The following is a 14,520-nucleotide window of genomic DNA, read 5'->3' on the forward strand; positions in this document are numbered from 1 at the left end:
TCTTCTTTGATGGTGCGGCTGCGCCACCTTCACAGGGCACTCGATATGACTCTTCTCGTGTCAGACCTGCGCTGTGGCGGCAAACGGCTCGCCATGCTGTGCATGGCCGCAGGTGCCGCGTCCGCGATGGCGCAAACGCCAGCCCCGGCCCCTGCGGCAACGGCAGCTTCGAGCCCGGCAGCCGCTGCACCGGCCCCGGGCCGCACCCAGGTGCTCACGCTGGCCCAGATGGGCGCCAACCAGCCCATCCCGCTGCGCGGCGTGGACCCCGACCGCACCCTCAATGTCGGCGTGCGCCTCGATGAAGTGGTCACGGCCGCCAGGCTCAAGCTGGTCTTCACGTATTCGCCCTCGCTGGTCTATCCGCTCTCCCACCTGAAGATCCGCCTCAACGACGAAGTCGTGGCCACCCTGCCGCTGGAGAAGGAGCAGGCGGGCCAGCAGATCACGCGCGAGATCGACCTCGACCCGCGCTACTTCACGGACTTCAATCGCCTGAACGTGCAGATGATCGCCCACTACACGGTCGATCACTGCGAGGACCCCTACCACTCCAGCCTCTGGGCGGACATCAGCCCGGCCACCACGCTGACGCTGACCAAGCTGCCCGTCACGCTGCCGGACAACCTCGCGCTGCTGCCCGCCCCGTTTTTCGACCGCCGTGACAACAGCCGCGTCACCGTGCCCTTCGTGCTGCCAGCCAATGCCGATGCGGCCACGCTGCAGGCCGCCGGCGTGGTGTCGTCCTGGCTCGGCGCGCTGGCCAGCTATCGGGAGCTGCGCTTCCCGTCACGCAGCCAGCCGCCCGCCGATGCCCACGCCATTGTCTTTGCGATGCCGAACGCCATCCCGGCGGGCCTCCAGTTGCCCGAGATCCAGGGCGCCTCGGTCAGCGTGATGCCGAATCCGTCGAACCCGGCGCGCAAGCTGCTGGTGCTCGCCGGCCGCAATCCGCAGGAACTGCAGGTGGCGGCCAATGCGCTGGTGCTTGGCAAGGCTGCCATGGCGGGCAACCGCGCCGGCGTGCAGTCTGTGGAACTCGGCAAACCGCGCAAGCCCTACGACGCGCCGGCCTGGGCGCCGGTGGACCGCCCCGTGCTGTTCAAGGAACTCGTCACGGACCCGCAGCAGCTCCAGGTAGGCGGCGCCAGCCCCGAGCCGATCCGGGTGAACCTGCGCGTGCCGGCCGACCTGTACGGCTGGAACGACCGCGCCGTGCCGATGAACGTGAGGTACCGCTACACCGCGCCGTCCACCTACAACGACTCGGTGCTCAGCGTCGATATCAACGAGCAGCTCGTGCGCTCGTACYGGCTCAAGCCGCTGACCGCGCAGAACGACGAGAGCCTGGTCAGCGTGCCGCTGATCTCGGGCGGCAGCGCGTCCGTCAGCAACGAAATCCTGATCCCGGCCTTCCGCGTGGGCAGCAACAACCAGATGCAGTTCCGCTTCCACATGGACTCGCAGAAGACCGGCCTGTGCGCGTCCACGGCGGCCAACGTGGCGCGCGCGGCGGTCGACCCCGATTCGTCGATCGACTTCAGCGGCTTCTCCCACTACGCCGCGCTGCCCAACCTCGCCTTCTTCGCCAACAGCGGCTATCCGTTCACCCGGCTGGCGGACCTGGCCGATACCGCCGTGGTCATGCCGGACGCCCCGAGCGCGCTCGACCAGGAGGCGATGCTGACGCTGCTCGGCCACATGGGCAAGTGGACCGGCCTGCCGGCGCTGCGCGTGGCGGTGGCGCCGGCCAAGGCCATCGACACCGTGAAGGACCGCAACCTGCTGATGGTGGGCACGGGCAGCGCCGGCGAGATCCTGGCGCAGTGGGGCAAGTCCCTGCCGATCCTGGTCCAGCAGGGCCGCACCGAAATCACGCTGCGCGACCAGCGCGGCGGGGCGTGGACCAACTGGCTCAGTGGCGAGGCAGACCACAACGTGTCACCCGCCGGGCGCGCCATCCTCTCGGCCGATGGTCCGCTGGCGGCGCTGATCGGCTTCGAGTCACCGTACGCGGCGCAGCGCAGCGTGGTCGCCGTGACCGCCACCGCGCCGGAGAACGTGCGCGATGTGCTCGATGTGCTCGAGGACGCCGGCAAGGTCGCCCAGATCCGCGGCGACCTCACCGTGGTCCGCCAGCGCGAGGTGGAGGGGCTGCGCCTGGGCGAGCGCTACTACGTCGGCACCCTGCCCTGGTATGCGCGCGTGTGGGTGCGCATGGCGGACCACCCGGCGCTGCTGGCCATCGCCGGCCTCGTCGCCGGGCTGCTGGTGGCGCTGACCCTGTTCTGGGCGCTGGGCCGGATCGCGGCACGCCGCAACGGAGGGTGACATGCGGCGTGCGCTGCCCCGCTGGCTCAGGCAGATCGCTCGCGGCATGGTGACGGCCACGCTGGCGGGGCTATCGCTCGCCAGCCTGGCGGCCACCTGCCCGTGGCCGGACTGGGATGCCTTCCGGCGCGACACCATTAGCCCGGACGGCCGCGTGGTCGATGCCAGCACCGAGCGCCAGGCCACGGTCTCCGAAGGGCAGGCCTACGCGCTGTTCTTCGCGCTCGTGGCCAACGACCGCGCCACCTTCGACAAACTGCTCGGCTGGACCGAGAACAACCTGGCGCGCGGCGACCTGAGCGCCCACCTGCCCGCGTGGATCTGGGGCAAGCGCGACAGCGGCCCCGAGGCCGGCACCTGGGGCGTGATCGACACCAACGCGGCCAGCGACGCCGACCTGTGGATCGCCTACACGCTGCTCGAAGCCGGCCGGCTCTGGCGCGAACGCCGCTTCACGGCGCTGGGCACGCTGGTCGCCCGGCGCGCGCTGCGCGAGGAATCGGCCGTGCTGCCCGGACTGGGCCGCACGCTGCTGCCGGGCCCGGTCGGCTTTCATCCCACCCCGGATAGCTGGCGGCTGAACCCGAGCTACGTGCCGCTGCCGGTGATGCGCCGGCTGGCCGCCGTGCTGACCGAGGACCGCGGCTGGCAGGCCATGGTCGAGAGCGCGGGGCGGCTGATCGTGGACACCGCGCCGCGCGGCTTCTCGCCCGACTGGGTGCTGTATCAGAAAGGCGCCGGCTTCCGGCCCGATACGGACACGCAGGCCACGGGCTCCTATGATTCGATCCGGGTCTACCTGTGGGCCGGCATGACCGCTGCGGGCGACCCGCTGCGCGCCGGTGTGCTGCGTACGTTGCATCCGATGGCCGACTACGTGCTCGCCAACGGCCACCCGCCCGAGCGGGTGGACACGCAGGCGGGCACGTTCGGGCCGAACGCGGGCAATGCGGGCTTCTCGGCGGCCATCGCACCGTTCATGCTGGCGCAGGGCCAGCCGGACGCCGCGCGCACCCAGGCCCAGCGCACGCGCACGCTGGCCGCGCAGTCGCCCTCCGGCTACTACAGTCAGGTGCTGACGCTGTTCGGGCTGGGGCATGTGGATGGCCTGTACCGGTTCGAGGCGGACGGCAAGCTGGTGCCGGCGTGGAACACCGCATGCCCGGCAAGGCGCTAGCTCCCACGCTGTGGCTGCTGCTGGCCAGCGCCGCGCTGCCGGGGGAGGCAGCGGCTGCCGACGCCGCATCGGCCCCAGCCGCCGCCAGCGCCACCACGCGCCGGGAGATGGCGCAGTTGCTGGCATCGGCACGCATGTGGGAGGCACGCAACCGTGCGGACATGGCGCGTGGCGTGCTGGAGAAGGCGTTGTTGATCGATCCGCGCCAACCGGAGGCGCTCAAGATGCTGGGCTTGATCGAAATCCGTTCCAATCGCCCCGCCGAAGCCGACAAGGTGCTGCGGCGCATGCGCGAGGTGGCGCCAGACAGCGCCGCCACGCGCGACCTCGAAGACGCCTACCGCATCGCCACGCGCGACAAGCGCGAGATGGCGCAGGTGCGGCTGCTCGCCCGCAGCGGCAAGTCCGAGGAAGCCGCCACACGGCTGCAGACGCTGTTCCCGCGCGGCGCGCCAGGCGGCGAGCTGGCGGTGGACTACTACCGCATCCTGGCCGGCACCACCGCCGGCCGCCCGCGCGCGATTGCCGAGTTGCGCCGCCGTGTGAAGCAGGAGCCGGACGATTCGCGCCTCGCGCTGGCGCTGGGCAGCCTGCTGACCGACCGCGAGGCCACCCGGCAGGAAGGGCTCGCCATCCTCTACGACCTCACCCAGCGGCCCGATGGCGACCGCAAGAGCGCGCTCGACATCTGGCGGCGCACGCTGTACAGCGTCAACGAAGATCCGGCCTACTACGTGTGGTTCGAGCGCTACCTCAAGGAAGTGCCCGACGACGAGGCCGCCAAGCAGACGCTCGCCAGCCTCGGCACCCAGCGCGAAGCCCAGCGCAAGCTCGAAGCCGATCCCGCCTGGCAGGCGCGGCAGCGCGGGCTGGCCCAGCTGGAGCGCGGGCAGCTCAACGAGGCCGACATCGCCCTCCAGAAGGCGTACCAGAAGCGCCGGCAGGACGGCGAGGTGGTCGGCGGGCTCGGCCTGGTGCGGCTGCGCGAAGGCCGCCACGATGAAGCCCGCGAGCTGTTTTCCCGGGCGATGACGCTCGATCCGGACAATCGCAATAAATGGCGCAGCCTGCGGGACACGGCCACGTTCTGGGGCACCGTGGCGCGTGCGCGCGAGGCCAACGCCCAGGGCAAGCCGGTGCAGGCCGAAGCGCTGGCGCGCGAGGCGCTGGCCCTGCAGCCCGGCAATGAGAACGCGCAGGCGATTCTGGCCGACGCGCTGATCGCCCAGCACAAGGATGCCGAGGCCGAGACGCTGCTGCGCCAGATGCTGGCCCGGCCGAAGCCGGACATGGGCGCGCTGCGCAGCCTCGTCGCCCTGCTCCAGACGCGGCAGCGGCAGGACGAGATCGGCCCGCTGATCGCGGACGCGTCGCGCCGCATGCAGGGCTCCGAGTCTGAATTGCGCGCGCTGCGGGCTGACCTGCTGTCCGTGCAGGCCGACCAGCTCATCGCGCAGAAGAAGCGCAGCCCGGCGCTGCAGCGGCTCGAAGATGCCATCCGGCTGGCGCCCGATGCCGCGTGGACACGCTACACGCTGGCCCGTCTCTATCGCGACCTCAACCTGCCGGTGCTGGGCCGCAGCGTCATGGAAGATGGGGTCGCCGCCGCGCCCACCGCCGAGATGCGCTACGCCACGGCGCTCTATCTCAATGCCGTGGACGACATCGACGCCGCCACAGCTGTGCTGGCGGCGGTGCCCGAGGCCGAACGCAGCGAAGGCATGCGCGGGCTCGCCAGCAACCTCGCGGCGCAAAAGCTGCTGCGCGAGGCTCGACTGCGGCTGGCCGAAGGCCGCGACGACGAGGCCCGGGCGCTGCTCGACCAGGCCGCCATCGCGGCGCGCGACGAACCGCACATGCTCGCCTCCATCGGCCGTGAATGGATCGGGCTGGGCGAGACCAACAAGGGCCTGCGGCTGGTCAGCGACTGGCTGGCCGCGCACCCCGAGGATCCCCGCCTCGACATCCGCCTGCGCTACGGCGAACTGCTGGCCGCCGCCGACCGCGACGACGCGCTGCAGGCGTGGATCGCCGAATCGCGCGCCCTGCCCGGCATCACCGCCGCGCAGCAGGCATCGTTCGACGATCAGTCACTGCGGCTGGCGCTGCGCCGCACCGACCGGCTCATGGCCGACGGCGACCTGACGCGGGCACGGCAGACGCTGTACGCCGTGCCCGAGGCCCAGCAGGCCGACCGCCGCTGGCTGCTGACGCTGGCCGATCTGCGCGAGGCCGGCGGCGACTACCGGGGTGCGGCGGAGGCCGCGCAGGCGGTGCTCGCCAAAGATCCCAAGGATGCCGACGCGCGGCTCACGCTCGCGCGCATGCTCGAACGGCAGGGCAAGGAGGCGCAGGCGCTGGAGATCGTGCGCGCGGTGCTGGCCGATACCCCCGACGACGACATCGACACCCGGCTCTCGGTGGCGCGGCGCTTCACGGCGATGCGGCGCACGGACGAGGCCAGCGCTGTGGTCGACGACCTCGCCCAACGCTACCCGGACCGCGCCGACATCACCGTGCAGCAGGGCCGCATCGCCCAGGCACGTGGCGACTTCAACGACGCGGCGGCGCACTATCGCACCGCACAGGGGCTGGAGCAGCGCGAAGGCGTCCTGGCTGGCCCCGAAGGCACGCCGGCCGGCCGCGCCCTGGCCGGGCTGGAGGCGCGCCGCCAGGGCGAGGTGGCGACCGCCGTGATGCAGTCGAACAAATCCGGTGATGCCGGCATCTCGCGGCTGCACGCCACCGAGATCCCGCTGTTCGTGCGCATTCCGCAGGGCTACACCGGCCACATGTTCTTCCATGCGGACACCGTGCTGCTCGACGCCGGCACGCTGCAGGCGAGCAACTTCTCGAAGGCGTCCGAGTTCGGCAAGATCGCCGCGCTCGGCAACACGGGCCTCGGCACCATCGGCCAGACCGACCGTGGCGTGGCGCTGGCCGCCGGCTACGAGTTCGATGGCGCCGACAACAGCTGGCGGGCGGACCTCGGTACCACGCCGCTCGGCTTTACCGAACAGACCGTGGTGGGCGGCTTCCGCTATCGGGCGGATCTGGGCGTCTCGTCCGCCTCCGTCGATGTCTCGCGGCGGGCCGTGACCAGTTCGCTGATCTCCTACGGCGGCGCCACCGACCCCGTCACCGGCGAGACCTGGGGCGGCGTGGTGCGCAACGGCATCCACCTGCGCTACGCGCGTGACATCGGCCGCGTAAGCGTATTCGGCGACGTGGGCGCCGGGCTCTACACCGGCCACAACGTGGTGACGAACCGCGAGTTCACGGTCCGCACCGGCTTCGACCTGCCCGTCTACGCCCAGCGCGACCAGCGCGTGACCAGCGGGCTGGTGCTGAACTACTGGCGCTACAGCGACAACCAGCGCTTCTACTCGTTCGGCCATGGCGGCTACTACAGCCCGCAACGCTACCTCTCGTTCGGCATCCCGCTCGACTGGACCGGGCGCTACGCGCGCTGGTCGTGGCGGCTGCAGGGCTCGGCCGGCTGGTCGTTCACCTACGAGGACGACGCGCCCTACTTCCCCACCCGTCCCGACCTGCAACAGCTCGCCGGCAATCCGATCTACACGGGCGGTTCGGGCGGCGGTTTCAGCTACACGCTCGGCGCCACGGTGGAATACAGCTTCGCACCGCACTGGGTGGCCGGCGCAGGCTTCCAGATCGACCGCTCGCGCGACTACGCGCCGAACCGGGCGATGGTCTGGCTGCGCTACCTGTTCGATCGTCGCCGCGACCCGGTGCCGTTCCCGCCGAACCCGGTGCGGCCCTACTCGGCCTATTGATGGGGGATCGATGAAGCACACCGACCGCACTGCTGCCCCCGCCATCCCCGCCACGGCCCTGCCGGGCCTGCGCGCGCGCTTCCAGGCGCGCACGGGGCTGGCCATCGACGGCCTGTCGCCGGCGCTGGCCACGCTCACGCCGGCCCGCGCGCACGTGGTCTATGCCGAGCCCTCGCCCGCCCGCGACGCGCTGTTCTGGCAGACCGCCGCCACGGCGCTACGCGCGCCGGCCACGGTACTCTCCACGCGCGACGCCGCCGACATCGTCGCCCAGCTACGTGCCCATGGGCTCGACATCGACGCCAACCGCGCCCTCCACGGCCGCGCCAACCTGTGCGCGCTGCGCCCGCCCACGGACGCCAGCCGGCCCGCCATCGACGGGTTGATGGAGGCACTCCAGGCGCTGGTGGACCAGTGCGGGGCGCAGGGCAGCATGATGCTGATCGAAGGGGCGGAGGGGTTCTTCGCCTGGCACGATGCGGGGCGGCTGGCTCAGGAAGGCCAGCGCCTGGGCGAATGGTGCGCGCGCCACCGCTGCGCGGTGCTGCTGGTGATGGGGCCGCCGGCGCCGGAGCCGGGCCAGCCGGCGCCAGACCTGCAGGGCTTCCACGGCCGCTTTGCCGGCGCGGTGCAGCTCTCGCAGCAGCAGGGGCAGTACACCTGGGAGGTGGCGTTCTGGCGCGACAACCAGGCCGTGGTGGCAGGCGAGATCGTGCCGCTGCGCTTTGCGCCGCACGAGCACCGGCTGATGGTGGCCGCGCAGACCTTCACCGACACGATCGAGGAAGCCGGCATGCTCGCGCCGGACGAGCAGCGCGTGATCGTCAGCCGCGACGCGGTGCTGCGCGAGCGCTACATCCCCGAGCACTGGCGTGTAGTGGACAGCAACGAAGCCGCCGTGGCCAGCGCCGCCCGCGCGGTGGCGGCCACGGTCCTGCTGCACTACGGCGGCGGGCGCGAACTCGAGGCGCTGGCCGAGCAGGTGCACCGGCTGCGGCGCAGCGCCGGGCGCGCGCTGAAGATTGCCGTGCGCGAGGACAAGGAGGCCATGCGCCAGCACTACGAGCTGCTGATGCTCAACCTCGGCGCCAATCTCGTCATCGCCCAGCGCACGCCGTTCGCCCGGGTGCAGGCCATGATCGAGGGCCTGCAGGGGCAGGTGTTCTCGCGGCCGATTCTTGCCGACTACCGCAACGCGCTGTCCGCCGTGCTGACCACCTCGACCAGCGGCTACGTGCCGCCCGCCGAGTTCGTCTCGCTGGTGCGCGACGCCGTGGAGCGCAGCCGCATGATCCGGCTGCCCCACGTGCTGCTGCAACTGCCGCTGCTGCCCGAAGTGGCCCATGTGGAGGCGCTGCGCGCCTGCCGCATGAACCGCGCGGGCGATCTCTGCACGGCCGGCAGCGACAGCCTCTACGCCTTCTTCTTCGCCTGCCGCATGGACGACGTGGATGCCGTGTGCCGGCGCGTGTTCCAGCAGCCGCTGGGCGAGCTGTTCCATGGCGACGTGCGCAATGGCGACCTGGAGTCCATCGGCGCCACGCTGGGCCGCTTCGAGGCCGAGATCGCCGAGGTGCCGCCGCCCGACTACAGCAGCTGGCTCGCGCGCCAGCAAGAGGCGCCCCGCCCCGCGCCGGCCCCGATGCCGGACACCACGGCGGCGCTGCTTGCCCACGATGGCACCGACGCCCCGCCAGTGGCGGAGATCCCCACGCTGCCGCTGCGCGACACCCCGCCCGCGCAACCGCGTGCCATGCCGCAGCCGCACCCCGTGCCGCTGCTTCGACAGGATTGACGCGACATGTCCATCTTCCTTGGCTACTTCATCTGGGGACTGATTCTGGCGGCGCCGCTGGCGTTCGTGATCTGGCGCTTCGACCTGCTGCGCTGGTTCCCGCAATGGACCACGCCGCGCCCGCGCCGCACCGTACGCCTGCCGCCGCAACTGCACGGCATGGTGATTCGCGGCAAGCGCCGCCCGGACCGGGAGCCCCAGCGATGAAAACTATCGCCATCGTCTCCCCCGCCGGCGGCGCCGGACGCACCATGGTGACGGCCTCGCTGGCCTCGCTGCTGGCCGGGCGCGGGCACCCGGTGCTGGCGCTCGAATGCGATCCGCGCAATCTGCTGGGCTACCACTTCGGCCTGCGCGACGCGGCGCGCGCGGGGCTGTCCGGCTGCCTGGCCGACGGATCGCCCACCGCGTGGGCGCAGGCCGGGCTGCGCAGCGACGATGGCGTGCTGTTCGTGCCCTGGGGCGAGCAGGACAGCGACGACGATGACATCCAGGCCGGCAAGCTGCTGCGCGCGGGGCCGCACTGGCTGCGCGGGCTGATCGCCCAGGTGGCCACGCCGGCGCACGGCGCGGTGCTGATCGACACGCCGCCCTGGCCCTCGCCGCACGCGGGCCAGGCCATCGCCGCGGCCGACCTCGTGCTGGTGCTGCTGCCGCCGCAGCCCGAAGTCTGCGTCGGGCTGGGCCGGCTGACCGATGCGCTGGCGCGGCGCGGCCACACCGCCTGCTACGTGGCCACGCGACTCCAGCCGGCACGGCGGCTGCATGCCGATATCGTCACGCTGCTGCGCGCCACGCTCGGCAATGCGATGCTGGCCTGCCCCGTCCACGAGGACAGCGGCATTCCGGAAGCCTTCGCGCGCAGCGAGAACTTCTGCCGCAGCGCGCCACACTCGCAGGCGGCGCACGACCTGCAAGGGCTGGCGTCGTGGGTGTCCCACTGGATCGGCGCCCCGCCACAGGAGCGCGAACGATGAGCGACAAGCCCGCCCGACTCCACCGCTGGCTGGCCATCGCGCGCGACCGGCTGGCGCGCCACCTTGGCGTCACCGCGCCGGCGCACGGCGGCATCTGGGTGCTGCGCGCCGTGTTTCAGCCGCCCCGCCCCGGCAAGCCCGATATTCCTGCGGAATGGGCCGCGCTGCTGTACCGGCGCGCGCTGGCCCGGCTCGGCATGGGCCGCCGCCGCGACCCCGCCGCGTGGCTGTGGCGGCTGTTCATCCGCCCGCCTCGTCCGCGCTACCGGCTGGCCGCCGACCTCCGCAAGCGTCGCCAGGTTGCCGCGCCGCCGGGGGTCACACCGTTCCGGCGCTGGCTGGACCGCCTGCTCGGGCCGATCTACTACGCGGTGACGCGCATGCGGCGCCGCATTGCCGCGCGGCTGCCCCGCGTGGACTGGGCGCGCGTGGGCGATGGCGTGGAGGCCGTCGCCACGCGCGTGGGCCGCATCCCGTTCGCGGTGCCCACCTCGTTGGTGCTCGCCTGCCTGGCCGGCGCGGTCATCAGCACCACGCCGCTGACGTTCTCGAGCCAGCTACTGCTGTTCGCCATCGTCTGGATCGGGTTAATGGTGCTGCGGCGCATTCCCGGCCGGCTGCCGACGCTGGCGATGATGGTGCTCTCCGCGCTGATGGCGGGCCGCTATATCTGGTGGCGCTCCACGCAGACGTTGCAGTTCGCCACGGCCACCGAGGCCGCCGTGGGCTACCTCCTCTATGCGGCCGAGGTCTACACCTGGATCGTGCTGGGGCTGGGCTACCTGCAAACGGCGTGGCCGCTGAACCGCCAGCCCAAGGCGCTGCCGGCCGACCCGGAGGCATGGCCGACGGTGGACGTCTACATCCCCACCTACAACGAGTCGCTGGCTGTGCTGCAACCCACCGTGTACGCGGCGCTGAGCATGGACTGGCCGGCGCACAAGCTGCGCGTGTTCATCCTCGACGATGGCCGGCGGCCCGCGATGCGGGAGTTCGCGGCGGCGGCCGGGGTGGGCTACCTCACGCGGGAAGACAATTTCCACGCCAAGGCCGGCAACATCAACAAGGCGCTGGCGAAGACGGACGGCGAGTACATCGCCATCTTCGACTGCGACCACATCCCCACGCGCTCCTTCCTGCAGATGACCATGGGCGAGTTCCTGGCCGACCCGAAGTGCGCGCTGGTGCAGACGCCGCACCACTTCTTCTCGCCAGACCCGTTCGAGCGCAACTTCGACACCTTCCGGCGCGTGCCGAACGAGGGCAGCCTGTTCTACGGCCTGATCCAGGACGGCAACGACTTCTGGAACGCCACCTTCTTCTGCGGCTCCTGCGCGGTCATCAAGCGCGCGCCGCTGCTGGCGATCGGCGGGATTGCCGTGGAGACCGTCACCGAGGACGCCCACACGGCGCTCAAGCTGCACCGGCTCGGCTACAACAGCGCCTACCTGCGCACGGTGCAGGCGGCCGGGCTGGCCACCGAGAGCCTGTCCGGCCATATCGGGCAGCGCATCCGCTGGGCGCGCGGCATGGCGCAGATCTTCCGCATCGACAACCCGCTGCTCGGGCGCGGGCTGCACCTGTTCCAGCGCATCTGCTACAGCAACGCGATGCTGCACTTCTTCTACGGCATTCCCCGGCTGATCTTCCTGACCATGCCGATCGCCTACCTGTACTTCGGCCTGCACGTGATCAACACCTCGGCGCTGCTGATCATGGCCTACGTGCTGCCCTACCTGTTCGTGGCCAACGTGACCAACTCGCGGCTCCAGGGCCGCTACCGCCATTCGTTCTGGGCCGAAGTCTACGAATCGGTGCTGGCCTGGTACATCGTGCTGCCGACCACGGTGGCCTTCATCAACCCGCGCCTGGGCAAGTTCAACGTCACCGCCAAGGGCGGGCAGATTGCCGACGACTACCTCGACTGGACCATCTCCAAGCCCTACCTGGTGCTGCTGGCGCTCAACGTGATCGGGCTGGCGGTTGGCGTCGGCCACCTGCTGTTCGGCAGCACCGACGAGCCGGCCACGGTGCTGATGAACATGGGCTGGGCGCTGGCCAACCTGATCATGCTTGGCGCCGCCGTGGGCGTGGCGCGGGAGGCGCGGCAGGTGCGGGTCTCCCACCGCATTCCGATGCGCGTGCCGGCCACGCTGCTGCTGCCGGACGGCGCCACGCTCGCCTGCCGCACCGAGAACTACTCGATGGGCGGCCTCGGCCTGCTGCTGCCGGTGGAGGTGATGCTGGACGAAGGCGCGCGCGTGGGCGTCTGCCTGGCGCGCGGCACGCGCACCTACCACTTCCCCGGCCTGGTCACGCGCAACGTCAACCGCCACCTCGGCGTGCGCATGGAGGGGCTGACGGCCGAGCGCGAGATCGAACTGATCCAGTGCACCTTCGGCCGCGCCGACGCCTGGATCGACTGGCTGGACGACGAACACGCCGACGCCCCGCTGCGCAGCCTCAAGGAGGTGATCGAGATGGGCTACCAGGGCCTGCTGCGCCTCTACGACGCCTGCGCGGAAGCGGTCGACCTGCTGATCGGGCGCCGCCGCCCCCGCCAGCCTTAATTCATCACGCCGGCCATCACGCCGCAGGAGCCGAACCACACATCGCCATGGGAATCTGGAACCTCTACTTCCTCGCCAAGCTCTGGCTGTTTCACACGGGCCACCTCCAGCCGCACTGGCTGACGAACCTGGTGTTCGCGCTGTTCCTGGCGGTGCCGATGGAGTCGCGGCCGCTGCGGGTGCTGCGCCAGCTCATCGCCATCGTGGTCGGGGCGATGCTGGCCTACCGGGAATCGACGCTGCCGCCGTTCGCGCGCGTGGTGTCGCAGTTCTCGAACGTGAGCGCGTTCACGCCCGAGTACCTGCTCGAACTGGCGCAGCGCATCGTCTCCCTGCAGATGGTGGTGGCGATCGCGCTGGCGGTGCTGCTCTACCTGATCATCAACCGCTGGGTGCGGGTGACCACCTTCGTGCTGCTGGCGCTGATCGCCATCCCGTTCTGGCACGGCACCGGCGACGGCAACCCGCCGACGCGGCTCAACCAGATGACCGCGCGCGCGGCAGACACCCCACGCGCCGACTTCGCGGTGCGCGGCGGCTACGATGCCCAGCTGGCCGCCTTCCGCGAGCAGGAATCGACCCGCTCAGCCACCGCCCAGCCGCTGACGGCCACGCCCGACGCGCAGTTCGACATCATCGTGCTGCACATCTGCTCGCTGTCCTGGGACGACATGGACGCCGCCAAGGCCAGCAACCACCCGCTGTTCACGCGCTTCGACTACCTGTTCAAGAATTTCAGCTCCGCCGCGAGCTACAGCGGGCCGGCGGCCATCCGGCTGCTGCGCGCCTCGTGCGGCCAGGAACCCCACGCCAGCCTGTACTCGCCGGCGCCGGCCGAATGCCATCTGTTCGAGGCACTCGCCCAGGCCGGCTTCGGCCCCCACGTGCTGCTGAACCACGATGGCCGCTTCGACAATTTCCGGAGCTTTGTCGACAAGGAAGTGGGCGTGGCGGGCATCCAGCCCGAGTCCAACGAAGGCGTGCCCGTGGCGATGCGCGCCTTCGACGACTCCCCGGTGCTGGGCGACTACGACACCTTCGACCACTGGTACAAGCGCCGCCTCCAGCAGAACAGCGGCCCCGTGGCGCTCTACTACAACACGGTGACGCTGCACGACGGCAACCGGCTGCCGGGCAAGCGGCTGACCAGCCTGGAGTCCTATCCGCTGCGGCTGGCCAAGCTGCTCGAGGACGTCGACCGGATCATCGAGACCATCAGCAAGTCCGGCCGCAAGGCGGTGGTGGTGTTCGTGCCCGAGCATGGCGCGGCGCTGCGGGGCGACGAAAACCAGATCTCCGGGCTGCGCGAGATTCCCACGCCGCGCATCGTCCACGTGCCGGTGGGCGTGAAGCTGGTGGGCCTGCCGACCACAGCCACGGGCGGCATGGTGACGATCGACGCGCCGTCCAGCTTCCTGGCGCTGTCGCAGCTGCTGTTCAACCTCGTGGCAGACAGCCCGTTCCGCCAGGGCGCGCCGCCCACCGCCAGCTACAGCGAGAACTTGCCGCAGACGATGATGGTGGGCGAGAACGAAGGCACCGTGACCATGAAGCTGAGCAAGGGTTATGTGATTCATACGCCAGATGGCGTCTGGGTGGAGCAGAAATGAGCGAGTCGCCGAAGTCCCCGAAGACCCCGTCGGTGCCGCGCGGCACGCCGGGCGCCTATAGCGATATCGACGCCCTGGGCCGGCATGTCGAAGGCTTTGACGCGCGGCGTTACTTCGACCAGCAGGATGCGGTGCAGACCCGGGCGGCGGCGCAACGCTGGCCGCTGCTGGGGCGCGCGCTGGGGCATTCGCCGGACGACACGGACGACTCGTCGACCCGCACCGACGGCTAATGCCGCCACCCCACTCGAGTGGGGCTTTAA

9 protein-coding genes are annotated in these 14,520 nt (G+C 71.0%); all 9 read left to right on the plus strand.

Annotated elements, in window-relative coordinates; genetic code table 11:
- Positions 1 to 45 precede the first annotated feature (45 nt).
- The 9 genes from bcsB to bcsR are packed head-to-tail and all read left to right on the plus strand — an operon-like array spanning position 46 to position 14,490.
- A complete protein-coding gene (gene bcsB, locus AC1DEL_RS11585) occupies positions 46 to 2,331 on the plus strand; it encodes a cellulose biosynthesis cyclic di-GMP-binding regulatory protein BcsB (protein WP_477159079.1) in 2,286 nt (761 codons plus the stop codon).
- 1 nt (position 2,332) lies between these two features.
- Complete coding sequence (gene bcsZ, locus AC1DEL_RS11590) at positions 2,333 to 3,508, plus strand: cellulose synthase complex periplasmic endoglucanase BcsZ (RefSeq protein ID WP_477125767.1); 1,176 nt, start codon at positions 2,333 to 2,335, stop codon at positions 3,506 to 3,508.
- Positions 3,478 to 7,305: a cellulose synthase subunit BcsC-related outer membrane protein gene (locus AC1DEL_RS11595; RefSeq protein ID WP_477125768.1), complete on the plus strand. Its 3,828-nt coding sequence runs from the start codon at positions 3,478 to 3,480 to the stop codon at positions 7,303 to 7,305. Before bcsZ ends, AC1DEL_RS11595 begins: the two co-directional genes overlap by 31 nt.
- 10 nt (positions 7,306 to 7,315) lie before the next feature.
- Positions 7,316 to 9,100, plus strand: coding sequence for a cellulose biosynthesis protein BcsE (bcsE, locus tag AC1DEL_RS11600; protein ID WP_477125769.1), 1,785 nt, complete (start codon positions 7,316 to 7,318; stop codon positions 9,098 to 9,100).
- Between the two features lie 6 nt (positions 9,101 to 9,106).
- On the plus strand, positions 9,107 to 9,307 hold the full coding sequence (locus tag AC1DEL_RS11605; protein ID WP_477125770.1) for a hypothetical protein: 201 nt from the start codon (positions 9,107 to 9,109) through the stop codon (positions 9,305 to 9,307).
- Positions 9,304 to 10,077: a cellulose biosynthesis protein BcsQ gene (gene bcsQ / locus AC1DEL_RS11610; protein WP_477125771.1), complete on the plus strand. Its 774-nt coding sequence runs from the start codon at positions 9,304 to 9,306 to the stop codon at positions 10,075 to 10,077. The genes AC1DEL_RS11605 and bcsQ overlap by 4 nt, the downstream gene beginning before the upstream one ends.
- Positions 10,074 to 12,647, plus strand: coding sequence for a UDP-forming cellulose synthase catalytic subunit (bcsA, locus tag AC1DEL_RS11615; protein ID WP_477125772.1), 2,574 nt, complete (start codon positions 10,074 to 10,076; stop codon positions 12,645 to 12,647). Before bcsQ ends, bcsA begins: the two co-directional genes overlap by 4 nt.
- Positions 12,648 to 12,694: 47 nt before the next feature.
- Entirely contained in the window at positions 12,695 to 14,257 is a 1,563-nt protein-coding gene (gene bcsG, locus AC1DEL_RS11620) for a cellulose biosynthesis protein BcsG (protein ID WP_092289933.1), read from the plus strand.
- Positions 14,254 to 14,490 (plus strand): BcsR/BcsP family cellulose biosynthesis protein, encoded by a 237-nt coding sequence (gene bcsR / locus AC1DEL_RS11625; RefSeq protein WP_477125773.1) that lies wholly within the window; start codon positions 14,254 to 14,256, stop codon positions 14,488 to 14,490. The genes bcsG and bcsR overlap by 4 nt, the downstream gene beginning before the upstream one ends.
- Positions 14,491 to 14,520: the final 30 nt, after the last annotated feature.

The organism is Cupriavidus sp. 10L43_2 (assembly GCF_056395265.1).